This window comes from Terricaulis silvestris, from assembly GCF_009792355.1.
Classification (GTDB): Bacteria; Pseudomonadota; Alphaproteobacteria; order Caulobacterales; family Aquidulcibacteraceae; genus Vitreimonas; species Vitreimonas silvestris.
The window spans coordinates 446287-470519 of record NZ_CP047045.1 but is presented as its reverse complement, the minus strand read 5'-3'; the positions used below and the strand labels follow the sequence as shown (position 1 = coordinate 470519).

Annotated in this window: 20 protein-coding genes; 13 read left to right on the top strand and 7 right to left on the bottom strand. The window is 63.6% G+C overall.

Annotated elements, in window-relative coordinates; genetic code table 11:
- The 7 genes from ilvG to DSM104635_RS02130 are packed head-to-tail and all read left to right on the top strand — an operon-like array spanning position 1 to position 7150.
- Positions 1-1707: an acetolactate synthase 2 catalytic subunit gene (gene ilvG / locus DSM104635_RS02160; protein WP_158764621.1), complete on the top strand. Its 1707-nt coding sequence runs from the start codon at positions 1-3 to the stop codon at positions 1705-1707.
- A complete protein-coding gene (locus tag DSM104635_RS02155) occupies positions 1704-1976 on the top strand; it encodes an ACT domain-containing protein (RefSeq protein ID WP_158764620.1) in 273 nt (90 codons plus the stop codon). Before ilvG ends, DSM104635_RS02155 begins: the two co-directional genes overlap by 4 nt.
- The gene (locus DSM104635_RS02150) at positions 1964-3181 is read left to right on the top strand and encodes a 2-isopropylmalate synthase (protein ID WP_158764619.1); all 1218 of its coding nucleotides are present in this window, start codon (positions 1964-1966) and stop codon (positions 3179-3181) included. The genes DSM104635_RS02155 and DSM104635_RS02150 overlap by 13 nt, the downstream gene beginning before the upstream one ends.
- On the top strand, positions 3165-4586 hold the full coding sequence (gene leuC / locus DSM104635_RS02145) for a 3-isopropylmalate dehydratase large subunit (RefSeq protein WP_158764618.1): 1422 nt from the start codon (positions 3165-3167) through the stop codon (positions 4584-4586). The genes DSM104635_RS02150 and leuC overlap by 17 nt, the downstream gene beginning before the upstream one ends.
- Positions 4579-5157 (top strand): 3-isopropylmalate dehydratase small subunit, encoded by a 579-nt coding sequence (leuD, locus tag DSM104635_RS02140; RefSeq protein ID WP_158764617.1) that lies wholly within the window; start codon positions 4579-4581, stop codon positions 5155-5157. Before leuC ends, leuD begins: the two co-directional genes overlap by 8 nt.
- Complete coding sequence (gene leuB, locus DSM104635_RS02135) at positions 5154-6242, top strand: 3-isopropylmalate dehydrogenase (protein ID WP_158764616.1); 1089 nt, start codon at positions 5154-5156, stop codon at positions 6240-6242. Before leuD ends, leuB begins: the two co-directional genes overlap by 4 nt.
- 8 nt (positions 6243-6250) lie before the next feature.
- Entirely contained in the window at positions 6251-7150 is a 900-nt protein-coding gene (locus tag DSM104635_RS02130; RefSeq protein WP_158764615.1) for a branched-chain amino acid aminotransferase, read from the top strand.
- An 85-nt stretch (positions 7151-7235) separates the two neighbouring features.
- Here DSM104635_RS02130 and DSM104635_RS02125 read toward each other — a convergent pair whose 3' ends face one another.
- The gene (locus tag DSM104635_RS02125; RefSeq protein WP_228445802.1) at positions 7236-8789 is read right to left on the bottom strand and encodes a DUF2254 family protein; all 1554 of its coding nucleotides are present in this window, start codon (positions 8787-8789) and stop codon (positions 7236-7238) included.
- Positions 8790-8924: 135 nt separating this feature from the next.
- Positions 8925-9299 (bottom strand): DUF5367 family protein, encoded by a 375-nt coding sequence (locus DSM104635_RS02120; RefSeq protein WP_158764613.1) that lies wholly within the window; start codon positions 9297-9299, stop codon positions 8925-8927.
- Positions 9300-9524: 225 nt separating this feature from the next.
- Between DSM104635_RS02120 and DSM104635_RS02115 the strand changes: the two genes are divergently transcribed.
- The 6 genes from DSM104635_RS02115 (at position 9525) to cysN (ending at position 19364) form a co-directional block, all read left to right on the top strand.
- Positions 9525-11099, top strand: coding sequence for a hypothetical protein (locus DSM104635_RS02115; protein ID WP_158764612.1), 1575 nt, complete (start codon positions 9525-9527; stop codon positions 11097-11099).
- A gap of 68 nt (positions 11100-11167) precedes the next feature.
- On the top strand, positions 11168-14251 hold the full coding sequence (locus DSM104635_RS02110; protein WP_158764611.1) for a YncE family protein: 3084 nt from the start codon (positions 11168-11170) through the stop codon (positions 14249-14251).
- Entirely contained in the window at positions 14251-15300 is a 1050-nt protein-coding gene (locus DSM104635_RS02105) for a PrsW family glutamic-type intramembrane protease (RefSeq protein ID WP_158764610.1), read from the top strand. The genes DSM104635_RS02110 and DSM104635_RS02105 overlap by 1 nt, the downstream gene beginning before the upstream one ends.
- A gap of 70 nt (positions 15301-15370) precedes the next feature.
- Entirely contained in the window at positions 15371-16480 is a 1110-nt protein-coding gene (locus tag DSM104635_RS02100; protein WP_158764609.1) for an NAD(P)/FAD-dependent oxidoreductase, read from the top strand.
- 59 nt (positions 16481-16539) lie between these two features.
- Positions 16540-17469, top strand: coding sequence for a sulfate adenylyltransferase subunit CysD (gene cysD, locus DSM104635_RS02095; protein WP_158764608.1), 930 nt, complete (start codon positions 16540-16542; stop codon positions 17467-17469).
- Positions 17469-19364: a sulfate adenylyltransferase subunit CysN gene (gene cysN / locus DSM104635_RS02090; RefSeq protein WP_158764607.1), complete on the top strand. Its 1896-nt coding sequence runs from the start codon at positions 17469-17471 to the stop codon at positions 19362-19364. Before cysD ends, cysN begins: the two co-directional genes overlap by 1 nt.
- Positions 19365-19428: 64 nt before the next feature.
- Here the strand turns inward: cysN and DSM104635_RS02085 are convergent, their stop codons facing one another.
- Genes DSM104635_RS02085 through DSM104635_RS02065 form a run of 5 tightly spaced genes read right to left on the bottom strand, consistent with a single transcriptional unit; the run spans position 19429 to position 24228 of the window.
- The gene (locus DSM104635_RS02085) at positions 19429-20484 is read right to left on the bottom strand and encodes a DUF2332 domain-containing protein (protein WP_158764606.1); all 1056 of its coding nucleotides are present in this window, start codon (positions 20482-20484) and stop codon (positions 19429-19431) included.
- A complete protein-coding gene (locus DSM104635_RS02080; RefSeq protein WP_158764605.1) occupies positions 20481-21641 on the bottom strand; it encodes a thiolase family protein in 1161 nt (386 codons plus the stop codon). Before DSM104635_RS02080 ends, DSM104635_RS02085 begins: the two co-directional genes overlap by 4 nt.
- On the bottom strand, positions 21638-22105 hold the full coding sequence (locus DSM104635_RS02075) for a PaaI family thioesterase (protein WP_158764604.1): 468 nt from the start codon (positions 22103-22105) through the stop codon (positions 21638-21640). The genes DSM104635_RS02080 and DSM104635_RS02075 overlap by 4 nt, the downstream gene beginning before the upstream one ends.
- The gene (gene mnmA / locus DSM104635_RS02070) at positions 22105-23265 is read right to left on the bottom strand and encodes a tRNA 2-thiouridine(34) synthase MnmA (protein WP_158764603.1); all 1161 of its coding nucleotides are present in this window, start codon (positions 23263-23265) and stop codon (positions 22105-22107) included. The genes DSM104635_RS02075 and mnmA overlap by 1 nt, the downstream gene beginning before the upstream one ends.
- A gap of 39 nt (positions 23266-23304) precedes the next feature.
- Entirely contained in the window at positions 23305-24228 is a 924-nt protein-coding gene (locus DSM104635_RS02065) for a flagellin (RefSeq protein ID WP_158764602.1), read from the bottom strand.
- Positions 24229-24233 lie beyond the last annotated feature (5 nt).

The following is a 24233-nucleotide window of genomic DNA, read 5'->3' as shown; positions in this document are numbered from 1 at the left end:
ATGACCGCAAGCGTCGCCTCCAAGCCGAACACCGCACCGGACACCGCGCCGCCCAACGGCGCACGTCTCGTCGTCGAGACGCTCGACCGTTTGGGTGTCGAGATCGTGTTTGGATACCCGGGCGGTGCCATCATGCCGGTGTATGACGCGCTCACCAGCGCGCGCTTCAAGCACATCCTGGTGCGCCACGAACAGGCTGCCGCATTCGCCGCCGATGCTTATGCTCGCGTCACCGGCAAGCCCGGCGTGTGCATGGCTACGTCCGGCCCCGGCGCCACCAATCTGATCACAGGCATCGCCAATGCGATGATGGACTCGGTGCCGATGGTGGCGATCACGGGCAATGTCTCATCGCCGCTCATGGGCACCGATGCGTTTCAGGAAATCGACATCCTAGGCGCTACGCTGCCGCTGGTGAAACACTCTTGGATCGTTCGCGATCCCAACGACATTCCGGCCATCTTTGAAGAGGCCTTTCACATCGCCGCATCGGGCCGGCCAGGCCCCGTGCTGATCGATCTGCCAAAAGACGTCCAGATCGGACTCGCCGCTGCGCCCTCCATCCCCAACCGTCACCCAGGGGGCGCGCGCAAGCCCGATCCGGCGCACTTGCGCCGCGCTGAAACTATGATCAGCGCGGCGCAACGTCCTTTGCTCTACATCGGCGGCGGCGTTCGCATCGCCGACGCTGTCGATGAAGTTCGCGCCTTCAAAGCGGCCACGACAATTCCAGGCGTTTGCACGTTGCAGGGCCTTGGCGTTCTCTCGCCGGACGATCCCACCAATCTCGGGATGATCGGCATGCACGGTCTGCGCGCCGCCAACGAGGCGGTGCAGGCCTGCGACCTGCTGATCGTGCTAGGCGCACGGTTCGACGATCGCGCCACGGGCCGGCTGGAAGGCTTCGCGCCGCATGCGCGCGTTTTGCACATCGACGTCGATGCGGCCGAGATCGGCAAACTGCGCTCGGCGGACATCGCTATTGCCGGCAACGTCAAGACGGTGCTCCCCGCGCTGTCGCCGCATCCGCCGCGCGTCGGCGACTGGATCGCGCAATGCGCCGAAGGCAAGCGCGCTCACGCGTTCCGATACGACGCACCAGGAGATGGCGTCTACGCGCCCGCGCTGCTGGCGCAGTTGTCCGCGGAAGCGGGCGATACCTTCGTCGCGGCGTGCGACGTCGGCCAACACCAAATGTGGGTGGCGCAGCACTGCCGGTTCTCGTCGCCGTCCGCTCACCTCACCTCGGGCGGCCTTGGCGCGATGGGCTACGGCTTGCCTGCAGGCTTGGGCGCGAAGTTGGCGCGCCCGGATGCCCATGTCGTCACCATCAGTGGCGACGGCTCTTTCATCATGAACATTCAGGAGCTGGCGACACTGAGGCGCTACAACATCGCACTGAAGATCGTCGTGTTGGACAATTCTTCGCTCGGCCTCGTGCGCCAGTGGCAAGAGCTCTTCTTCGATCGCAACTTCAGCGAGATCGATCTCTCCGACAATCCCGACTTCGCCGCCGTCGCGCGGGCGTTCGGCATCGAAGCGTTCCGAATTAGCAAGCGCGAGGAGGTCGGCCCCGGCATCGCGCGGCTGCTCGCGGCCGAAGGCCCCTGCCTCGCGCACGTGATCATCGATGCAAAAGACAACGTCTGGCCGCTGGTGCCGCCAGGCAAGAGTAACTCGGACATGATGCACGGAGAGACCCAATGAAAGACGTCTTCCTCATTCAGATGGACCACGCCGAAGGCTCACTCCAGCGTCTTATTGGTCTCGTGGAGCGCCGCGGCTTTCACATCGACAGCATGAGCGTCGCCAATCACGGCGCGTATCGCGAAGTGCGCGTGGCCGTGCGCGTGCGCGAACCGGGCCGGTGCATGGATGTGCTCGGCCGTCAGATCGACCGTCTCGTGGGCGCCCGTCGCATGACGGCTACCGCCTCATCTGTACGGGTTGAGGAGGTAGCGCCATGCCCGGCGTAGACTCCCAACAACTGGATCCCAATCGCGTCATTGTCTTCGACACGACGCTGCGCGATGGCGAACAAGCGCCGGGCTTCTCGATGTCGTCCCAAGCCAAGGTGCAGATGGCCACGGCCTTGCGCGATCTCGGCGTCGACGTGATCGAAGCAGGTTTCGCCGCCGCCTCCCCTGGTGACGCCGACGCTGTGCGGCGCGTAGCGGGCGAAGTCGAAGGCCCGGTGTTTTGCTCGCTCTCGCGCGCCAACGAGGAGGACATCCGAACCGCCTACGGCGCGTTGCAAAGCGCCCCGAAGCGCCGGCTGCACATTTTCCTCAGCACCAGCCCGATCCACCGCGCCGCCAAGCTCAATATGAGCGCCGCCGACGTGCTCGACACGGCCGTGCGCGCGGTCACGTTCGCGCGCACTTTGTTCGATGACGTGGAGTTCTCCGCCGAAGACGCGATCCGCACCGAGCCGGAGTTTCTGGGCGACATAATGGAGGCCGTCGCCGACGCCGGCGCCAGCACGCTGAACATCCCCGATACAGTCGGCTACTCCACGCCAGACGAGATCGGCGCGATCTTTGCCGCGATCAAGCGCCGCGTCGAACCACACCACCCCGGCATAGTCATCTCGGCGCATTGCCACAACGATCTGGGCATGGCCGTCGCCAATACGCTGTCGGCGGTCGCCAATGGTGCGCGGCAAGTCGAAGTCGCAATCAACGGCATCGGCGAACGCGCGGGCAATTGCGCGCTGGAAGAAGTGGTGATGGCGCTGCGGACGCGTGCCGACCTGTATGGCGTGCATACCGGCGTCGATACCACCAAGCTGGTCGCCACCAGCCGCCTGCTCAGCTCACTGACGCGCTCGCCAGTCGTCCGCAACAAGGCCATCGTCGGACTGAACGCGTTTGCGCACGAAGCTGGCATTCACCAGCACGGCATGATCGCGGATGCGCGTACGTATGAAATCATGCGCCCGGAAGATGTCGGCTTCTCCGGCACACGCCTCGTGCTCGGCAAACATTCGGGACGCCACGCCATCGTGCAGCGCGCGGAGGCGCTCGGCTATCGGCTGAGTGGCAATGAACTCGGCGAAGTGTTCGCGCGATTCAAGACCCGTGCGGATGAGATCGGTGAGATCGACGATAGCGAACTGCTCATCATCATCGGTGCAACCAACGCCGAAGACACTGGAGCCGTCCATGCCTTCGCGCCCTAGCACGCTGTTCGACAAGATCTGGGATGCGCATGTGGTGCAGGCCGAGACTGCCGATGCGCCGGCTATTCTCTACGTCGACTTGCACCTGGTCCACGAAGTGACGAGCCCGCAGGCCTTCACCGAACTCGATCGATCCGGCCTCAAGGTTCGCCGCCCGGAACGCACCTACGCCACGCTCGATCACTCGACGCCGACATTGCCACCGAACGCAAACGGCGAACGGCCCTACGCCAGCACTGCCGCCGCTGCGCAAGTCGATGCACTGCGCGACAATTGCACCCGGCACGGCATCAGACTGGCGGACTGGGACAGCGCCGATCGCGGCGTCGTCCACGTCATGGCGCCGGAGCTCGGTCTCACGCAGCCGGGCATGGTGGTGGTGTGCGGCGATAGCCACACAGCCACACACGGCGCGTTCGGCGCCCTCGCCTTCGGCATCGGCACCTCTGAGGTCGGTCACGTGCTGGCGACGCAGTGCCTGCTGCAACGCAAGCCCAAGCAAATGCGCGTTACGGTGCATGGCCAGCTTCAGCCCGGCGTCGCTGCCAAGGATCTGACACTCGCCGTCATTGGCCGCATCGGCTTCGGCGGCGGCTCGGGCTTTGTCATCGAATACGCAGGCGAGGCCATTCGCGCCCTCGACATGGAAGGGCGCATGACGCTCTGCAACATGTCGATCGAAGCCGGTGCGCGCGCCGGCATGGTGGCGGCCGATGAAAAGACTGTCGCTTTCCTGCGCGGACGCCGATACGCGCCGCCAAGTGAAACATTCGAAGCGGAGGCCGCCAAATGGCTCACCTTCACAACCGATGACGGCGCACGTTTCGACGCCGAGATCGAACTCGATGCCTCGAGCATCGCGCCAATGGCGACCTTCGGCACAACACCGGACGCGTCCATCGCGATCGGCGCCACAACGCCAACACCGCGCACCGACAGTGAGCGGCAAGCACTCGACTATATGGGCTTCAAAGCCAACACACCCACAGCCGGTCACGCCGTCGATGTGGTGTTCGTTGGCTCATGCACCAACGGCCGCATCTCCGATTTGCGCGACGCCGCCGCAGTACTGCGGGGCCGACAGGTAAAACCCGGTGTGCGGATGTTGGTCGTGCCTGGCTCAGAGGCGGTCAAGCGGCAAGCGGAAGCGGAAGGGTTGGATCGCGTGTTCATCGATGCGGGCGCGGAGTGGCGTCTGCCGGGATGTTCGATGTGCATTGCGATGAACGGCGATTTCGTTGGACCCGGCCAACTCGCTGTCTCAACGTCAAACCGAAACTTCGAAGGGCGCCAGGGCAAAGGCGCCCGCACTATCCTCGCCAGCCCGGCGACGGCGGCCGCAAGCGCCATCGCCGGCGCGCTCACCGATCCGCGGACTTACGCACGGGAGAGCGTCGATGCCTGAACGCTTTGCCACGATTACGTCGCGCACGCTCGTGTTGCCGCAAGCCAACATCGACACCGACCAGATCATTCCGGCGCGCTTCCTGACCACCACGTCACGGGAGGGGTTGGGCGCCGCTGCTTTCTATGATTGGCGTTACGATGCCGACGGCGGCGCACTGGACGGCGCGGCTCTCAACACACTTGATCCCACTGAGCACCGCGTTCTCGTCGCCGGAGATAACTTCGCGTGCGGCTCTTCGCGCGAGCATGCGCCATGGGCCCTGCTCGACTACGGCTTCCGCGCCGTGATCTCCACCAGCATCGCCGACATCTTTTCGTCGAACGCCTTGAAGAACGGCCTGCTGCCGGTGGTGGTCGACGACGCGACACACCAGCGCCTACTCGCCGACCCCGGCGGACGCGTCACCATCGACCTCGAACGCTGCGAACTCTCTGTCGGCAACGAGCCGCCGGTGGCGTTCACCGTCGAACCATTCGCACGCCGCTGCCTTCTCGAAGGCGTGGACACCATGGGCTGGCTCATCGAACGCCTGCCTGCAATCGAAGCATTTGAAACGAGGACAGCATGAGCACCTTTAATATCGCACTCCTGCCCGGCGACGGTGTCGGGCCTGAAGTGACGCGCGCGGCGGCCGAGGTGCTGCAAGCGGTTGCCGATCGCTTTCACCATCGCTTCGTCTTCGACACGCAGCTGATTGGCGGCGCCGCCATCGATGCGACCGGCGATCCGTTGACGCAAGAAACGCTCGTCGCCTGCCGCCAATCGCACGCCGTTTTTCTTGGTGCGGTCGGCGGACCGAAATGGGATGGCGGCTCGCGCCGCCCCGAACAAGGCCTGCTCGAACTGCGCAAGGCTTTGGGCGTGTTCGCCAACATCCGCCCGGTCTTGATCTATGATGCGCTGCTGGATTGCTCTCCTCTGCGCCGAGAGGTTGTTGCCGATGTTGATCTCGTCGTGTTCCGCGAGCTGACGGGCGGCTCCTACTTCGGCGAGAAACGCCGCGGTGCAGATTTCGCCAGTGATCAATGCATCTACACCACGCCCGAGATCGAGCGGGTCGCCCGCGCGGCTTTCATTGCCGCTCGAGCACGCCGCGGCAAAGTTACGTCTGTCGATAAAGCAAACGTGCTCGAAACCAGCCGCCTCTGGCGAGAAGTCGTAACGGACCTGCACGCCAAGGAATTCGCCGACGTGCGGCTGGAACACGCGCTCGTGGATTCGATGTCGATGCAACTGATCCGCCAGCCACGGGCCTACGACGTCATCCTCACCGAGAATATGTTCGGCGACATTCTCTCCGATGAAGCCTCCGTACTGGGCGGATCCATCGGGCTCGCGCCTTCCGCATCGCTCGGCGCCGAAGGTCCAGGCTTGTTCGAGCCCGTTCATGGCTCGGCGCCCGATCTGGCGGGCCGCGACAGATGCAACCCGATCGGCGCGATTCTCTCCTCCGCACTGCTGTTGCGTTATGGCTTGCGGCTTGCCGACGAGGCCGACGCTGTCGAGGCCGCGGTCGAACGCGTCATCAATTCCGGCGCGCGTACGGCCGATCTCGGGGGCGACATCGGCTGCCAAGCGATGGCGGAGCGTATCGCCGACGAGGTTCTGCGCTCGGTCTCGCATTCACATCATGTCCAGATGCATTGGGGTTGAGGGGTCACATGGCGCTTGTTCCATTTGACGACCGCGACGGCTGGATCTGGTTCGACGGCGCGTTCGTGCCGTGGCGCGCGGCGAACCTGCATGTGCTGACGCACGCGATGCATTACGGATCGGCGGTGTTCGAGGGCGAGCGCATGTATGACGGGCGCATCTTCGCGCTCGAAGCGCACACGCGTCGGCTGTTTCGCTCAGCTGAAATTCTCGACTTTGAGATTCCGTACACGGAAGCTGAAATGAACCGCGCCTGCATCGAAACGTGCGCCAAGAACCGTTTGACCGAATGCTACGTCCGCCCCATCGCCTGGCGGGGCGCTGAACAACTGAGCGTCTCCGCCCTCTCGACCAGGACGCATGTCGCCATCGCGGTGTGGGAATGGCCGAAATACTTTGACGCCGAACGCTTCCAACGCGGCGTTCGGTTGTGCTGGGCCAAGTATCGCCGTCCACCCGCGAACGCCGCGCCGACAGAAGCGAAAGCGTCCGGGCTCTACATGATCTGCACGGTGTCCAAGAACGCCGCGGAGCGTGATGGCTACGACGACGCGCTCATGCTCGATAGCGATGGCGCCATCGCCGAAACCACCGGCGCCAACATCTTCTTCATCCGCGACGGCGCGCTGCACACGCCGACGCCGCACTGCTTCCTCGATGGCATCACACGGCAAACCGTAGTCGCTCTGGCGCGCCAACGGGGCCTCGATGTGATCGAAACACGCATCGAACCGCATGACCTGCCGACGTTCACCGAATGCTTCATCGTCGGCACCGCCGCGGAGGTGACGCCGGTTGGCGAAATTGGCGCGCATTCGTTCCGCCCCGGCGCCATCACGTTCGACCTGGTCGAACGCTACCGCCGCCATGTTCGCGCACATGCCATTCAGGCCCTGGAGCCCGCTTAGCCTTCGGCAATTGATCATAATCCTAAGGCCGCTGGTCCAAGCCCCCCGCCACTACCATCCTCTTCCATGAGTTTTTGAGCGAGATTCACTCGCTCGGCGGAGCCGCGTTTGCCGTCTCGACGTGCAGCAACTCGAAGAAAGCCCCGAGGCACTCCCGCTGTTTCGGCGGCGTGTATTCGAAGTTGCGGCCGCGATCGATGATCTCCCAAAAGTCCTTGCTCTCGACCGCGGCGAGTTGGCGATAGACCCGGCGCATGCGTTCGGCCGGCTCGTCGCGCATGTCGTTGGCGATGGCGCGGGCTCGATCATCTTGGCCACTGGCCAAATAATAGACGGCGAGCTTCACCTGCGCTTTGCGGACACCCAACAGCGCGTTCTCCTGCTCGCGCACGAACGGTGCGCGATCGAGTTCGAGAAATTCGGCTAAGATCTCTTGCTCGGCTGGCGAGCCCAATTCGTTGGCAAGTTGCGCTAGCGCGCCGAGATCGTAGCCGACAGTCTCGGTGACGAAGTGCAAATCCATCTCGAAGCTGATGAGGCCGTAGTATTTCATGTGCTTGACCGCGTCGACGGCCGCTTGATGCTTGCCCTCGGCGAGCATGGTTTCGCCGAGCTTTCGATACTGGTTCAGCACATTGTAGGCGGTTCGCACGTCACGGGCGTTGAGCGTCGAACGCAGGTACGAGTTCATGAACCGAAACACGAGATTCACGAGTTCGGTGTCGTCGGCCTTGGCGGCGGCCTCGCCGATGTAGCGGGTGTCAATCGCGATAACGTAATTGATGTCGCGCATCGAGCCCAGAGCTTCAGCGTAGATGCTCAGCAACTGGCGCATCACCTTCCACTCGATCCAGGTGTGACGCGCTTCGAGGTCGCTGAGGGATTCCGCGTCCATGGCGACGAAATCAGGGTTGAGCCGAATGTCGGGGCCGATCGAGAACCACGCGTTGCTCGCCGTGGGTTTTACTTTGAGGTAGTCGATCGCGAAATCCCGCAAAGCATCGGCGACCGAACTGGCGATGATCTTGTCCTTGCCGGAAATCGAGTTGTTGGCGATGTCGGTCAGTTCTTCGAGGGCAAACAGCGTCTGCGCCTGCGCTTCGAAACACTTGGCCTCGTCGTGCTCGGCGGCGCCCTTAGCGGCGTCGGCAACGCCGTCGCGGCGGATGTGCCGGATCAGATTTTGCGGATCGAGGAACCAGAACACGTAGCCGAAGTACGGCATCATGATCACGAGGCCGCCCGTGGTCATGCACAGCATCGCCACGAGCGTGGCGCGCGGCACATAATCGTCTTGGATCGACGCCGAGAGCCAAACGCTGATGACGCACGCCACCACGTAAAACGCCGCGACACGGATATTCACGCGATCGCGTAGGAACATGCGCGCAACACCAGTGTAGCGATCGGCCGAGAGCTGCACGATGATGCTGACGATAGTGATAACAATGCCGAATACGGCGATGTTCACCCCGGAGAGAGAGGCGACGGCGTTGCTGTCCGGATCGAACGAGAAATAGCGCCCGAAAGCGCCGCTGTACTGGGCTGACGCGGCGGTGCGCGAGAGCCAATAGTGATCGATGACGTAAAGTACCCAGAACGCGGCCGTCGCCCCCCAAGCGAGGATAGCGGTCTGCATTGCAAACCTTCTGAACGCCTCATTGCGGCCGTTGCTCATGCACTTCCATCGCGCTGTACGCTGCGAACATTAGGCGCCGCGCTTCATTGGCCGCCACAACGCGCGACGCCGAACCAGCGCCGGCGCGCGCAGCGCCTAAATGCTTTGCAGTCTGGACGCGACGATGCCCGCAAGAATCATGGCCGTGTAGCAAGCGAACATCAAAGACGCGAACGCGCCGTTGAGACCTGCATCCAGATTCGGAAACAGCGTCGCATAATTGGTGATCTCATAGATGCCGACGAGCAGGCCGGGCACAACCATGATGGATGCTGCTTCAGCGCGATCCGTCGGCGCAACGCGCAGAATCTTGAGCAGCGCGTATGTGATCACGAGCATCCCGACAGGCAGCGTCAAGAACAGCCACATCACGCCTTGCCCTGGTTGAAACAGCTCATGTCCTGCGAAGCGGAAGGCGGCGGCTAGAGCGATCCACAAAACGAAACCAACAACCATCCAACGCGCAATCATTGTCTTCCCCCTCGTGGATCCTGGCGGGTCCGATATGCCCGATTCCGATCCGGATATATTACAAACAGCTTAGGCTCGAGAGCAATCACCCCTGCTGGGCCGAATTGTTGCGCTGCAGCAAAGTGCGGAGCGCTATCATAATGGCATTTCGGCCCTAATTTCATTGACGTGCGGTAATAATTGGCAGCAAATCCCCAGCGCGAGGCACACGGGGAATTACTAGCCATGTCGAATGGTCTTTCGAACAGCTTGAAGCTGGGCGTCGCTACGACTGCCCTTGTTGGGGTTCTGGCGATCGGCGCGATCACGGTCGGCACGCTTTGGCCGCCCACCGGCGAGAGCGTTGGCACTATCGCACCGGCCGACCGCTACCGCGCCTCGCAGGTATCGGGCGCCGACATCACGCTCGGCGACGAGACCGTTCCGCAGCTGATGCAGACCGACGCGTTCGAACTGATGGTCAATGATCCGTCGTTCCGCGCGCTCGCGCGCGATCCGGGCTTTGCCGCTCTCGCAAGTAATTCCGAAGCGCTCGTCGCCATGGCGCGCGACGCGCAAGCGTTCACCGCTCTGGCGCGCGACCAGGCCTCGTTCGCCGCCATGGTTCGCGGCGCCGATGCTGCGGTCGCGCAATCGGCGGTCGCGCAAGCCGCGAACGCCGAAGCGTTCACAGCGATGGCCGCCCACGCTGGCGCGTTCGCTGCGTTGGCCCGTCACCCTGAAGCCTTCACCGCGATGGCCCGCAACGGCGAAGCTTTCGGCGCCTACGCACGTGACGCGTCCGCCTTCGCCGCCGCTGCGCGCGACGCAGGCGCAAACGTTGCCATGGCGCGCGACGCTCAAGCGTTCACGGCGCTGGCCCGCGACGCCGCCGCTATGACCGCGCTCCGCGCCGACCCGCAGGCATTCACGGCTTTGGCCGCCAATGCGGAAGCGTTCCAAGCCTTGGCGCGCGATTCCGCGGCGCTGACGTCGATGGTTCGGACCGCTCAGGCCGCGACCGCCGACGCACGCATCGCGCAAGCCGCCAATACCCAAGCACTTACGGCCCTGGCTGTGAACTCGCAGGCGTTCTCTCAGATGGCGACGCAACCGCAGGCGTTCACAGCGATGGCCGCCCACGCTGGCGCGTTCGCTGCGTTGGCCCGTCACCCTGAAGCCTTCACCGCGATGGCCCGCAACGGCGAAGCTTTCGGCGCCTACGCACGTGACGCGTCCGCCTTCGCCGCCGCTGCGCGCGACGCAGGCGCAAACGTTGCCATGGCGCGCGACGCTCAAGCGTTCACGGCGCTGGCCCGCGACGCCGCCGCTATGACCGCGCTCCGCGCCGACCCGCAGGCATTCACGGCTTTGGCCGCCAATGCGGAAGCGTTCCAAGCCTTGGCGCGCGACGCTGGCGCCTTCACCGCACTTGCAAGCAACACGCAAGCTTTCACGGCGATGGCTGCGAACTCGCAAGCGTTCACGGCGCTGGCGCGCGACTCGGCGGGTCTAACCGCGATGGCGGCAAGCGCGCAGGCGTTCCAAGCCCAAGCAGCGCTTGTCCGGTCAAGCCAAGCCATGGACGCACGCGCGATCGCAGCGATCTCGCAAAATCCGGGCGCATTTGCCGCGGTATCATCGAACCCGCAGGCGTTCACGGCGCTGGCGCGTGACTCGCAGGCGCTGACGGCTCTCGCGACCAACGCGCAAGCCTTCACGACGCTGGCGCGCGAGCCTGGCTTCATGGCGCTCGCGGGCAGCTCGGCGTTTGCGGCGATGGCCAACGATCCGGGCTTTGCACGCGCCATCAGAGAGTGAGCTTCGAACCTACGTCTCGACGGGGGAGACACGACTTGAGCGCTTGATGGTCGTGTTACTTGGGGGGAGTGACGATCCGCGGGCTCTTATATGGTTTGGCGCTGACAACACTCGTTTCGGCGGGGGCGGCGCAGGCGCAAACGAACGCGCCTGCAGCGCCCTCGCCGCTTCAAGCGGCGCCACCAACTGAAACGATTGTAGGGGTCCCGCCAGACCCTCCTCTGCCGCCCGCGCCAGAGCCCGAAACGGTCGTTCCCAGCCGCGCGCCAGACGACATCCCGCTCATCGATCTCAGCCGGATCGAAACCGAGGATCTACGGCTCCTCTATTTCGCGCCGGCTGAGACATACTTGACGCCCTACGTCGGGCGCAGCTTCGAAAACGCGCTGGCCTATCACGAGCGCATGTTCGAATGGCAGCCGTGGGATCAGTCCACGCTGCTGCTGAAGGACTTCTCGGATTACGGCAACGCCGCCGCGCGCGCTTCACCGAACAACGCCCTGCTGCTCGACATCGCGCCGCTCAGCCTTTCCTACGAGACGTTCAGCCCGGGCGAGCGCTTCTTCACGCTGACCAACCACGAGGTCTCGCACGTCGCCACCATGGACGTGTGGAACGATCGCGACGCGTTCTGGCGGCGCGCGTTCGGCGGCAAGCCGATGGCGGTGCAGGAACACCCGGAATCCATTCTCTACAATTATCTGGCTACGCCGCGCGTGAACGTGCCGCGTTGGTATCTCGAAGGCAGCGCCGTTTTTCTCGAAACGTGGATGGCCGGCGGCTTCGGCCGCGCTCAAGGCGCCTACGACGAAATGGTGTTCCGCTCGATGGTGCGCGACGACGCGCACTTCTACTCGCCGGTAGGCCTCGAATCCGAAGGCATCTTCGTCGACTTCCAAGTCGGCGTGAATGACTACCTCTATGGCACGCGCTTCTTCAGCTATCTGGCGCTGACCTATTCGCCCGAGCGCGTCATCGAATGGCTGCGCCGCGGCCCCGAGAGCGAAGCTTACTACGCCTCGCAATTCGAACAGGTGTTCGGCAAGCCGCTGAACGACGCGTGGCGCGATTGGATCGCGTGGGAGCACACGTTCCAGCAAGCCAATCTCGCGTCGGTGCAAGCCTTTCCGCCAACCGAAGCCACACCGCTCTCGCCGCGCGCGCTTGGTTCGGTGTCCCGCACTTTCGTCGAGGCAAACACCGGCGCGCTGATTGGCGGCTTCCGCTATCCCGGCGTGATCGCACACCTTGGCGTGCTGACGCCGGAGAGCGGCGACATCCGGCGTCTCACCGACATCAAAGGCGCGATGCTCTATCGCGTCACGTCACTGGCCTATGATCCGCAGTCGAACACGGCCTGGTACACCGCCGATAATTACGCCTACCGCGACATCATCGAAGTCGATATCGCGACGGGCCGCGAACGCATGGTGCTGCACGACGGGCGCATCGGCGACATCGTGTTCAATCCGGAGGACCGTTCGCTGTGGGGGCTGCGGCACCTGAACGGCTTTGCGACTCTGGTGCGGCTGCCGCCGCCCTACGACCGCTGGAACCAAATCTACACCTTCCCGTTCGGCCGCGTGCCGTTCGACCTTGATATCTCGTCAGACGGCGCCCTGCTCTCGGCATCGATCGGCGAAGTCAACGGCGACCAATCGGTGCAAGTGTTCCGCGTCGCGGATCTGCAGCAGAGTGAAGCGCCGCAAGCGATCGCTACGCTCAGCCTTGGCGCCTCGACGCCGGAAGGCTTCGTGTTCTCACCGGATGGGCGCTACCTTTATGGCAGCGCGTACTACACCGGCGTGTCGAACATTTATCGCTTCGAGATCGCAACGCAGGCGATCGAAGCCGTCAGCAACGCCTCGACTGGCTTCTTCCGGCCCATTCCGCAAGCCGATGGTTCGCTCATCGTTTTCGAATACACCGGCGACGGCTTTCGTCCCGCCCGGATCCAGCCGACGCCGCTTCAAGACCTTGGCGCGATCACCTTCCTCGGCGCTGAGATTGCCGAGCGCCATCCGGTGGTGACGACGTGGGGCGTGGGCTCACCAAGTAGCGTGCCCTTGGATGAGCTGATTACCGAACGCGGCCGCTACGTGCCGCGCGATGAAATGCGGCTCGGCGCGGCTTACCCCGTGGTCGAAGGCTACCGCGGCTACACGGCGTTCGGGTACACCGCCACGTTCGAAGACCCGCTGCAGTTCAGCCAGCTGCACGCAACGTTGACGTACACGCCGGATTCTCCGCTCGACGATCAAGATTGGCACTTCGATCTGGCCTACCAGACGCTGCGCTGGAAATTCCGTTACTGGCACAACGACGCCGATTTCTACGATCTGTTCGGACCGACCGAGCGTTCGCGCGCGGGCGATGCCGCTATCGTTGGCTATCACCGCGCGCTGATCTACGACACGCCGCGCCAGCTCGATCTGAGTGTGGAAGCCGCCTACTACACGGGCCTCGACACGCTGCCCACGGCGCAGGAAGTGGAAACGCAATTCGACTCGCTGGGCACCGTGAGCGCCGAGCTCAACTACACCAACACCACCCGTTCGCTCGGCGCCGTCGATCATGAACGCGGCTGGCGTTGGAATTTGGCGGCGGGCGCGGACCACGCCAACGGTGAGACGTTCCCGAGCGTGCGCGGCGGCATCGATTTCGGCGTGCCGCTGCCGCTCAACAACTCGTCGGTCTGGCTTTACACGGCTGCCGGCACGGTCGGCGGCGAGCGCGACAGCCCGCTCGGCAGCTTTTATCTGGGGGCCTTCGGCAACAATTACGTCGACGATCGCGAAGTGAAGCGCTACCGGGAGTTCGATAGCTTCCCGGGCTTCGACATCAACGAAATCGACGCGCGCTCATTCGTGCGCTCGGTGGCGGAGGTGAATCTGCCGCCGATCCGGTTCGAGGACATCGGCATCCCCAGCATCTTCCTGAGCTCAATGCGCCCCGCCCTGTTTGCTGGCGCCCTGGAGGCGGACCCGGCCAAGGGCGATCGCCGGTCGCTACAAACCGTCGGCGTCCAAACCGATTGGAATTTCACCATCGCGCACAGGTTGCCAATGGTGTTCTCACTCGGCTACGCCGAAGGCTTCGAGGATGGCGAAAATCGGGGCAGCGAAGTGCTGATCTCGCTGAAGATCATGTGATGGAATCTGATCTGCTGCTGAAGGCGCTGATCGCGGTGGCGCCCGTGCTTGTCCTGCTCACGGTGTTCGACCGGCTGGACGTCTTTAATCTCATTAGCCTGCGCGATATTTCGCTGCTGACTTTGGCGGGCGGCGGCGCGGCGGCGGTCAGCCTGCTCCTCAACGGCCAGGCAATGGACGGCTTTCCAATCGGATTCAGCGCCTTCAGCCGCTACGTGTCGCCCCTGATTGAGGAAACCCTTAAAGCCGCGCCGATCCTGGCGCTGTTCTACTACAACCGGCTCGGCTTCAAGCTCGATGCGGCAATCGCTGGCTTTGCGCTGGGTGCTGGCTTCTCTGTTGCCGAGAACCTCTGGTTTTTGTTCGCAGTGCTCGACGCCAATGTCAGCGCCTGGCTGGTGCGCGGCTTCGGCACGGCCGTCATGCATGGCGGCGCCACTGCGTTGTTCGCCGTGATCTCGCACGAAATGACGGAACGCCAAGCCGAGGACGCGGCGGCGAAGTACAGCTTCAACCCGCTGCTCTTCCTGCCAGGCCTTGCCGCCGCGATCGTCATCCACTCAACCTTCAACCATTTCCCCAACCAGCCCGTCCTGATCATGGCGCTGACGCTCATGCTCGTGCCCGTAACCCTGTTCTTGACGCTGGCGCGGAGCGAACGAGCAACCAGCCAGTGGCTCAAGACCGACGAGGCAGCGCACCGCAAGGCGCTCGAAGACATCCGCGCCGGCCGCTTCGCCGAGAGTGAGGCCGGGCGCTCGTTGCATCAACTCGTTGGCCGCCTCGGCCAAGGCAGCGCCGCCGATGCGTTCGCTTACCTTGAACTGAAGACTGAACTCGTCCTACGCGCCGAAGAGCTTATCCGGGCGAGCATGGAAGGCGCCTCAATTGCGATCGCTGACGCTGATCGAGAGAAATCCTCTCGCCTCGATGCACTTGAGCAGCGTCTCGGCAAACCAGTGGTGACCGCTATCAGTTCCAGACTTGGCTTTACACGTAACGACCTTTGGGAGCTGGGCCGCCTTCGCGCGCGCATCCGAAGCAGTTAATCTTGGCAAAGGGCTTGCTGCGGCGCCCGCATTGGCTGCATTGCGAAGCGGCAGTGTAGAGGTCTGGCTCATGGACGAGATCGAGTGTGTGGTGATTGGCGCGGGTGTGATCGGCCTCGCTGTTGCGCGCGCGCTCGCCCAAGCCGGGCGCGAGGTGATCATCCTGGAGCGGGAGGATCATTTTGGATCAGGCATCAGCTCGCGCAACAGCGAGGTGATCCACGCCGGCATTTACTATCCCGCCAATTCGCTGAAGGCTCGGTTCTGCATCAGCGGGCGCGATCGGCTTTACGAATATTGCACCAGCCATGGCGTCACGCACAAACGCTGCGGCAAGCTGATCGTCGCGACCGACGACAAGCAAGTCGATGAACTTGGCCGCATTGCCGCAGCCGCGGCGCGCAACGGCGTCAGCGACATCCAACGCCTCACGAGCGAAGAGGCGCGCGCGCTCGAACCGGAACTGCAGTGCGTCGCCGCGCTGCTGTCGCCATCGACCGGGATCATCGACACACACGGGCTCATGTTGAGCTTACTGGGAGACGCACAAGCAAGTGGCGCGATGATCGCTTACGGGTCGCCAGTTTCCAGCATGCGGCTCGAAGACGATGGCATCGTCATCCGGATCGGCGACGAGGACACGCTGAAGGCGCGCATCGTGGTGAATGCGGGCGGACTGGACGCGGCGCCCCTCACCCATCGCATCGAGGGATTCAACGCGGCGTTCGCGCGGCCCAGCTACTACGCCAAGGGAAACTATTTCACGCTGACCGGGCGCTCGCCGTTCGCGCGGCTGGTCTATCCAGCGCCAGAGCCAGGCGGGCTCGGTGTGCATTTGACGCTCGATCTCGCTGGCCAAGCGCGGTTCGGCCCTGACGTCGAGTGGATCGATGAACCCAATTACGACGTCAATCCCGCCCGCGCTGACAAGTTCTACGCCGTCATTCGCACGTACTGGCCCGGGCTGCGCGACGGCGCGTTGGCGCCTGCTTATGCGGGCGTACGCCCAAAGCTTGCGCCCGCCGGCGCGCCCGCAGTGGATTTCCAGATTGAAGGTCCGCGCGAACATGGCGCTCGCGGCCTGATTAACTTGCTCGGCATCGAGTCCCCCGGCCTCACCTCATCGCTGGCCATCGCCGAGCACGTCGCCGCGATAGCATCCGAAAGCCTGGATCGCTGACGTCCGCGGTTGTTTCGCATTCCCAAACGCGGACCGCCGGCGCTAAGAAGGCGCCAATCATGGCTAAGACCTCGCCCACGATCAGCCCAGCGCGGCTTACGCATCTGCAGCGCCTGGAAGCCGAGTCGATCCACATCATGCGCGAGGTGGCGGCAGAAGCCGACAAGCCGGTGATGCTCTACTCCATCGGCAAAGACAGCGCCGTGATGCTGCATCTGGCGATGAAGGCGTTCTACCCCTCGCCGCCGCCGTTTCCGCTCCTGCATGTCGACACGACGTGGAAATTCCGGGCGATGTACGAAATGCGCGAGCGCATGGCGGCAGAGCTAGGGTTCGAGCTACTGGTCTACAAAAACGCCGAAGCGGTTGAGAAGAACATCAACCCGTTTGACCACGGCTCAGCGGCGCATACGCAGATCTGGAAAACCGAAGGCTTGAAGCAAGCGCTTTCACACTATGGCTTCGACGCCGCATTCGGCGGCGCGCGGCGCGACGAGGAGAAGTCGCGGGCGAAAGAGCGGATCTTCTCTTTTCGCTCGGCCAATCACCGCTGGGATCCGAAGACGCAACGGCCCGAGCTTTGGCGGCTCTACAACGCCAAGAAGCACAAGGATGAATCGATCCGCGTGTTTCCGATCTCGAACTGGACCGAGCTCGATGTCTGGCAATACATCCACCTCGAGAACATCCCCATCGTGCCGCTCTACTTCGCGGCGCCGCGTCCGGTTGTGATTCGCGATGGCGCGTTGATCATGGTCGATGATGAGCGCATGCCGCTTGCGCCTGGTGAAAAGCCTGAACTGCGCACGGTGCGCTTTCGCACGCTCGGCTGCTTTCCGCTCACGGGTGCAGTCGAAAGCAGCGCCGAAACCGTGCCGGCGATCATCCAGGAAATCCTTCTCACCACAACGAGCGAGCGCCAAGGCCGTGTGATCGACCACGACCAGGCCGGGTCTATGGAGAAGAAGAAGCACGAGGGCTATTTCTGATGGCTCACGTCTCCAAGCTCATCGGCGAGGATATCGAAGCCTACCTGCTGCAGCATCAGCATAAGTCGCTGCTGCGCTTCATCACTTGCGGTAGCGTCGATGACGGCAAGTCCACCTTGATTGGGCGTTTGCTCTACGATTCCAAGATGATCTTCGAGGATCAGCTGGCTTCGCTGGTCGAGGACTCCAAGAAGGTAGGCACCCAAGGCGGCGAGATCGATTTCGCGTTGTTGGTCGACGGCCTCGCCGCCGAGCGCGAGCAAGGCATCACCATCGACGTCGCTTATCGCTTCTTCTCCACGGACAAGCGCAAGTTCATCGTCGCCGACACGCCCGGCCACGAGCAATACACGCGCAACATGGTCACCGGCGCGAGCACCGCCGATCTCGCGGTAATACTGATCGATGCGCGCAAAGGCGTGCTGACCCAGACGCGACGCCACTCCTACCTCGTGTCGCTGATGGGCATTCGCCATGCTGTGTTGGCCATCAACAAGATGGATCTCGTTGGTTGGTCACAATTAACGTTCGACACCATCGAAGCAGGGTACGCCAAATTCGCTGAACAGATCGGCCTCAAGAGCGTGCTGGCGATTCCGATCTCCAGCCTGAAGGGCGACAACATCGCCAACAAGAGCGCCGCGTCGCCGTGGTACAGCGGCCCGACGCTGATGCAGCATTTGGAAGGCGTCGAGATCGGCGAAACACGCCGAGCCGCTCAGCCTTTCCGCATGCCGGTGCAATGGGTCAATCGGCCCAACTCAGATTTCCGCGGCTTCTCGGGACAGATTTCCGGTGGGCGCGTTCGTCCTGGCGATCGGGTGCGCATCGCGCAGTCGGGTGTGATCAGCAACGTTGCGCGCATCGTCACTAAGGACGGCGATCTCGCCGAGGCCGTCGCCGGCCAATCGGTGACGCTGACATTGAGCGACGAAGTGGATTGCTCACGCGGTGACGTGATCGCCGCCGCTGATGATGCGCCGGAAGTTGCGGATCAGTTCGAGACGACGCTGATCTGGATGGCGGCCGAGCCGCTGCTGCCTGGACGCTCCTACTGGCTGAAGATCGGCGCCAAGACCGTCACCGCACAAGTGACCGACATCAAGTACAAGATCAACGTCAACACGCTTGAGCACTTGGCCAGCAAGGTGCTTGAACTGAACGAGATTGCGGTCTGCAACGTCAGCCTCGATCAACCGGTGGCGTTCGATCCGTACGCCGCGAACCAGGACATGGGCAGCTTCATCCTGATCGACCGGACGACTAACGCAACGGCCGGCGCCGGCCTCATCCACTTCGCGCTGCGCCGCGCTCAGAACGTGCACTGGCAAGCGCTCGATATCACGCGGGAGTCGCGCGCGGAGATCAAAGGTCAAACGCCGGCAGTACTCTGGTTCACCGGCCTCTCAGGCGCCGGGAAATCCACCATTGCCAACTTGGTCGAGAAGCGGCTCCATTCGCTTGGCAGGCACACCGTACTGCTCGACGGCGACAACCTTCGCCATGGCCTCAATCGCGATCTAGGCTTCACGGATGCTGATCGTGTCGAGAACATCCGCCGTGTCGCCGAAGTTGCGCGGCTGATGTCGGACGCCGGATTGATCGTGCTGGTCTCCTTCATCTCCCCATTCCGCGCCGAACGCGAGATGGCGCGCGCGTTGATGGCGAAGGGCGAATTCTTCGAAGTGTTCGTCGATACGCCGCTCGAAGACGCCGAGAAGCGTGATGTTAAGGGGCTCTACAAGAAGGCGCGAGCGGGCCAGCTCAAGAACTTCACTGGCGTCGATAGTCCGTATGAGCGCCCGAACAATCCTGAACTCCGCATCGACACGACGCAAACGTCACCGGACAAAGCCGCCGAGCAAATCGTCAAGGCTTTGATCGAGCGCGGTTGAGCTATCAGGACGAGCGCCTGCCAGCGCTCGCAGAGCCCGTCTCTAGCAGAGTTTTCCAGGCGGGCTAAACCGCATACACCGCACGAACGTGGCCGTCCGTATAAGCAAGGATACGCCGCTCACCGCCGGGCCAGACGTGGATGTCGGCAACCATGCGCGGGGTGTCCACACCATCGGTCACGCCTTCAGGTTCGAGCCGCACCCAAGCGAGTGGGGCTTCCGGCGTCGCCTCAACGCCGGCGCGTCGGATTGCGTCCACGATGGCGGCGCGGGCCTCGCGCGGCGGGTATTGCAGGAAGATGGAGTGGTACACGATGGTCGCCGCATCCCGCGCCCGTCGGGCGAGTCGATCTGCGATCCACGCCGCTGCGTCGGCGCGGTCAACGCGCACGTCATTGGCAAGCGCCAGCGCCACAGCGCCCTCGAAACGCGCCAAGCGATCTGGCTGGTCGGGCCAGATATAGGATTTGAGCCGGAGACGCTGCCCTTCGTCACGAATGTCGAGCGGGTTGAGGTCGCACGCGGCGCGGTTGCGGACGTTGATCCGCGTCTCCGTTGGCGGCGGCGGGCCATTCCAGTCCGTATCGATGACCACGGGGCTATCGTCGCCCCACGACCAATCACGCGTGCGATAAGCGAAACTGTCCCAGTTCAGATTGAGGCCAGCGCTCGCGCCTATCTCCAAAGTATCCACCGGCCCATGCCAATTTTGCGCAAACGTGAGAAAGCCCGAAAGCAGCGCGATCGATCGGCGCGTCTCGTTCGTCTGTGGCGCGGAGCGGATGAACTCCGCCACCCACACGCGCTCGCGATCCAAGAACGCGCGCGCAACAGGCCAAACTTCGCTCATGCTCGACGCGGCGGTGTGACCTTGGTAAAGCGCGGCGAGCGCGGCGTCGCGTCCAGTCAGAACCGCGGCGTGCAGCGCGCCCGCAAGCCGCAACGATAGCGCGTCGGCGCGTGGATTTGTGGGCCAGTCGGCGACAAGCGCGGTGGTAGGCCCGCCGCTCTCGATGTCATCCGCCATCGCGCCAATCAGCTCGCCGGTGAAGGGCGAGCCGTACGACGTGCAGAACGCGGCCTGCTCACGGAAGTGAGCAAGGATGCGTTCCAGGCTCACGCGCGCTCCACGGCGAGCGCAATGCCCTCGCCGCCGCCGATACAGAGCGAAGCCACGCCACGCTTGGCGTCGCGCGCTTCCATCGCCGCAATCAACGTCACCAGCACGCGCGCGCCGGATGCGCCGATTGGATGGCCCATCGCACACGCGCCACCGTTCACGTTGATCTTGTCGTGCGTGATGCCGAGTTCTTTCATCGCGATCATCGGTACGATAGCGAAAGCTTCGTTGATCTCCCAGAGATCGACGTCACTCGCTTTCCAACCGGCGCGATCGAGCGCCTTCTTGATCGCCGGCACCGGCGCCGAGGTGAACTTCGAAGGCTCTTGTGCATGCGACGCTTGCGCGACGATGCGCGCGAGCGGCTTCAGACCACGTTCCTTCGCATCCGACGCGCGCATCAGCACCAACGCCGCCGCGCCATCGGAGATCGCGGACGCATTCGCCGCCGTGACAGTACCGTCCGGCGTGAATGCGGGCTTCAAGCTCGGAATCTTGTCCGGCTTGGCCTTGCGCGGCAGTTCGTCGGTGTCGAAGATTCCTGCCTTGGATTCCACCGGCGCAATCTCGCGCTTGAACCGGCCTTCCTTGGTCGCGCTCTGCGCACGGGCCAGAGTTTCCAACGCGTAGGCGTCCTGCGCTTCGCGGGTGAACTGATACTCTTTCGCCGCTTGGTCGGCGTAGACGCCCATGGCGAAGCCTTCGTAGGCATCCTCGAGGCCGTCTTGCGCCATGTGGTCCTTGATCGTGTCGTGACCGTACTTTTTGCCGCCGCGATGGTTCGGCATCAGGAATGGCGCCCGCGACATGCTCTCCATGCCGCCAGCGACAACGACATCAGCTTCGCCAGCCAACAACGCTTGCCGCGCCATCGCCACGGCTTGTAGGCCCGAACCGCACATCTTGTTCAGCGTCACCGCTTCGGTGGACTTCGCGAGCCCGGCCTTAAGCGCCGCTTGTCGCGCGGGCGCCTGACCTTGGCCAGCGGAGAGCACGTTGCCCATGATGATCTGATCCGCGCCAGAGACACCCGCCTCTTTCACAGCGGCCTTCACGGCAACCGCGCCAAGTTCGGCGGCGCTGAAGCCGGACAATTCTCCAAGCAGCCCGCCGATCGGCGTGCGCGCCATGCCGACGATGACGATATCTTCGCTCATTTTGCCTTCTCCGGACGAATGATCATGCAAGTGGATGTGCCGTGTGCGTAGAGCTTGCCCCTCTTGTCGATGAGCTTGCCTTCAGCGGTAATGAGAGTGCGGCCCAACGCGAGCACGCGGCCTTCAGCGCGCAGCGTTCCAGTGTCGGGGGCGATCGGCCGCACGAAGTTCACTTTGGTTTCGACGGTCCCGTAGCCGACGCCAGCCGGCAGCGTCGTGTGCCCAGCGCAGCCGCAGCAGCTATCGATCAAGGTCAGCGCCCAGCCGCCGTGAACCACACCCATCGGATTGAGCACGCGCGCGGAAGGTTCGCCCTCAAACGCCGCAAAACCATGCTCTACTTCGACAAGGGTGAAGCCCATGGTTGCGCCAATCGTCGGCGGCGCGAACTGACCGGCGATCAACGCGCGCAGCGCTTCGAGGCCCGTCATCGCCATCAGCGCTTTTGAGTCAGTGTTCTCCATCAACGCTCCGTCGCCGCAATCCAGCCGCCGCCGAGCACGCGCGTCGTGCCGGGATCGTAGAACACAGCAGCTTGGCCCGGTGCTACGCCCTCTTCCGGCGCGTCAAGCAAGACCGACCAGCCCGCACCAACACTAAGCCGCGCCGGCACGGGCGGACGCGTCGAGCGCACGCGGACCAAGATGGGGCGGCCGTCGAGCTGATCCTCGACCGCTGCATTTTCACCGATCCAGTTCACGTCCTTCAACGCGATGCGGCTGACGCCAAGCGCCTCGCGCGGTCCGACGATGACGCGCTTGGCCGCGGCATTGAGCTTCACAACGAACAATGGTTCGCCAGTGGCAACGCCCAGCCCCCGGCGTTGGCCCACGGTGAAATTGATCACGCCGTCATGGCGACCCATGACGCGGCCATCAACGTGCACGATGTCGCCAGGTTCGATCGCGCCAGGACGCAGCTTTTCGACCACGGCCTGATATTTGCCTTGCGGTACGAAGCAGATGTCCTGGCTATCCGGCTTTTCGGCGACGCGTAGCCCCAGCTCCGCCGCCAGCGCGCGCACATCGCTCTTCGGCTTGTCGCCCAGCGGAAAGCGCAGGAAGTCAAGCTGCTCACGCGTCGTGGCAAACAGGAAATAGGTTTGGTCTCGGTTGGCGTCGGCTGCACGGTGCAGCTCCGCGCCGTGATCGCTCTCGACACGGCGCACGTAGTGCCCCGTCGCCAAGCAATCGGCGCCGAGCTCTTCGGCGACACGCTTTAGATCCTTGAACTTCACGGTTTGATTGCACCGCACGCACGGGATCGGCGTCGCGCCCGCCAGATAAGTGTCCGCGAAATCTTCCATCACCGCGTTGCGGAAGCGGCTTTCGTAGTCGAGCACGTAGTGCGGAAAGCCCATGCTGTCGGCGACGCGGCGCGCGTCGTGGATGTCCTGCCCGGCGCAGCAAGAGCCTGCCTTGTTGATCGCGGCGCCGTGGTCATAGAGCTGCAGCGTGACGCCCACGACATCATACCCCTCGCGCGCCAGCATCGCTGCGACGACCGAGGAATCGACCCCGCCCGACATCGCCGCCACCACGCGCGTTTGCGCCGGCGGCTTGGCGAACCCAAGAGAGTTGAGAGTTTGCGCGCGTGGGGGCGCGGCGAGGCTAACGTCTGACATCCATTCCTTCCCCCCGGGGTCAAGGCCCGGAGCGATGGGCTACAGATAGTCGAGAAGCGACAATCTTGAAAGGTCGGCGAAGGTCTTGGCGGCAGCTTCGTACTGCACCAGCAGCGCGCTGAGCTGAATCGAGATTTGGGCGAGATCGGCGTCGGCCTCGGAGCCGATCTCCTTCGTCAGCAGGTTCGATCGTTCCTCCAACTGCGTCAGCTCGCCTTCGAAGCGCCTTTGCAGCTGGCCAGCCCGGCCCTCTTCGTTGGTGAAGTTGTTGGCTTGGTCCGAGAGCGTGTCGGCGAACAAGATGAGCTGATCGCGCTGCGTGGTCGTGATCGGCTGGCCGATGGCGCCGCCGGCGGCGTCGAGCATGTCCTTCAGGCCGCGGATCGTTTGGAACAGGCCCATGGAGAGTTCCGAAGCCTTTGCCGACAGCTTGACGGGCGCGCCCGCTCCCAAATCGATGATCTGGTGGCGCCCGGCCTCGTCAAAGATGTCTGCGACATCCGCGGCGGCTTGCAGCTCCTCGAGCGTATTGATCGTGATCGGTCCTGTCCCTTGGCGTTCGCCAGCGAACAGCGGCTGGCCGTTCCAGGTTTCGTTCATGGCCGAGATGATGCTGGTGAAAGAAAGGTCGAGTTCGGTGGCGATGCCGCGGCCGTCATCAGCGCTGATGGCTTCGCGGATCGATTGAGCCAGCAGGCTCGACGCTTGCGCGACCTGCCCGAGCGCAGCGCCCTGCACGCCGAAGCGCGCCTGCAGCTGATTGATCACCGAGCCGCGTGCGTCCGAAGTTGCCTTCAGGCTCTGCGCCGTGAGCAGCCGGCTCGAAGCGCCGCCGAACCCTTGCAGGTCGCGCGCCTTCGCGCCCGACGCCATCTGGCCTTGCAAGTCGGCGAGTTCGCGGGTGATGCGACGCACGTCGACCTGCGCCTGGGTCGAAAACCGTAGTGACAACGCGCCGCTCATGACGG

Bases quoted from the DNA above. Each gene is read 5' to 3' on its own strand.
- leuC (WP_158764618.1), top strand. From the start codon at position 3,165: ATGCCTTCGCGCCCTAGCACGCTGTTCGACAAGATCTGGGATGCGCAT.
- DSM104635_RS02150 (WP_158764619.1), top strand. From the start codon at position 1,964: ATGCCCGGCGTAGACTCCCAACAACTGGATCCCAATCGCGTCATTGTC.
- leuB (WP_158764616.1), top strand. From the start codon at position 5,154: ATGAGCACCTTTAATATCGCACTCCTGCCCGGCGACGGTGTCGGGCCT.
- cysN (WP_158764607.1), top strand. From the start codon at position 17,469: ATGGCTCACGTCTCCAAGCTCATCGGCGAGGATATCGAAGCCTACCTG.
- DSM104635_RS02120 (WP_158764613.1), bottom strand. From the start codon at position 9,299: ATGATTGCGCGTTGGATGGTTGTTGGTTTCGTTTTGTGGATCGCTCTA.
- ilvG (WP_158764621.1), top strand. From the start codon at position 1: ATGACCGCAAGCGTCGCCTCCAAGCCGAACACCGCACCGGACACCGCG.
- leuD (WP_158764617.1), top strand. From the start codon at position 4,579: ATGCCTGAACGCTTTGCCACGATTACGTCGCGCACGCTCGTGTTGCCG.
- DSM104635_RS02130 (WP_158764615.1), top strand. From the start codon at position 6,251: ATGGCGCTTGTTCCATTTGACGACCGCGACGGCTGGATCTGGTTCGAC.
- DSM104635_RS02080 (WP_158764605.1), bottom strand. From the start codon at position 21,641: ATGAGCGAAGATATCGTCATCGTCGGCATGGCGCGCACGCCGATCGGC.
- DSM104635_RS02155 (WP_158764620.1), top strand. From the start codon at position 1,704: ATGAAAGACGTCTTCCTCATTCAGATGGACCACGCCGAAGGCTCACTC.
- DSM104635_RS02105 (WP_158764610.1), top strand. From the start codon at position 14,251: ATGGAATCTGATCTGCTGCTGAAGGCGCTGATCGCGGTGGCGCCCGTG.
- cysD (WP_158764608.1), top strand. From the start codon at position 16,540: ATGGCTAAGACCTCGCCCACGATCAGCCCAGCGCGGCTTACGCATCTG.
- DSM104635_RS02115 (WP_158764612.1), top strand. From the start codon at position 9,525: ATGTCGAATGGTCTTTCGAACAGCTTGAAGCTGGGCGTCGCTACGACT.
- DSM104635_RS02065 (WP_158764602.1), bottom strand. From the start codon at position 24,228: ATGAGCGGCGCGTTGTCACTACGGTTTTCGACCCAGGCGCAGGTCGAC.
- DSM104635_RS02100 (WP_158764609.1), top strand. From the start codon at position 15,371: ATGGACGAGATCGAGTGTGTGGTGATTGGCGCGGGTGTGATCGGCCTC.
- DSM104635_RS02125 (WP_228445802.1), bottom strand. From the start codon at position 8,789: ATGCAGACCGCTATCCTCGCTTGGGGGGCGACGGCCGCGTTCTGGGTA.
- DSM104635_RS02075 (WP_158764604.1), bottom strand. From the start codon at position 22,105: ATGGAGAACACTGACTCAAAAGCGCTGATGGCGATGACGGGCCTCGAA.
- mnmA (WP_158764603.1), bottom strand. From the start codon at position 23,265: ATGTCAGACGTTAGCCTCGCCGCGCCCCCACGCGCGCAAACTCTCAAC.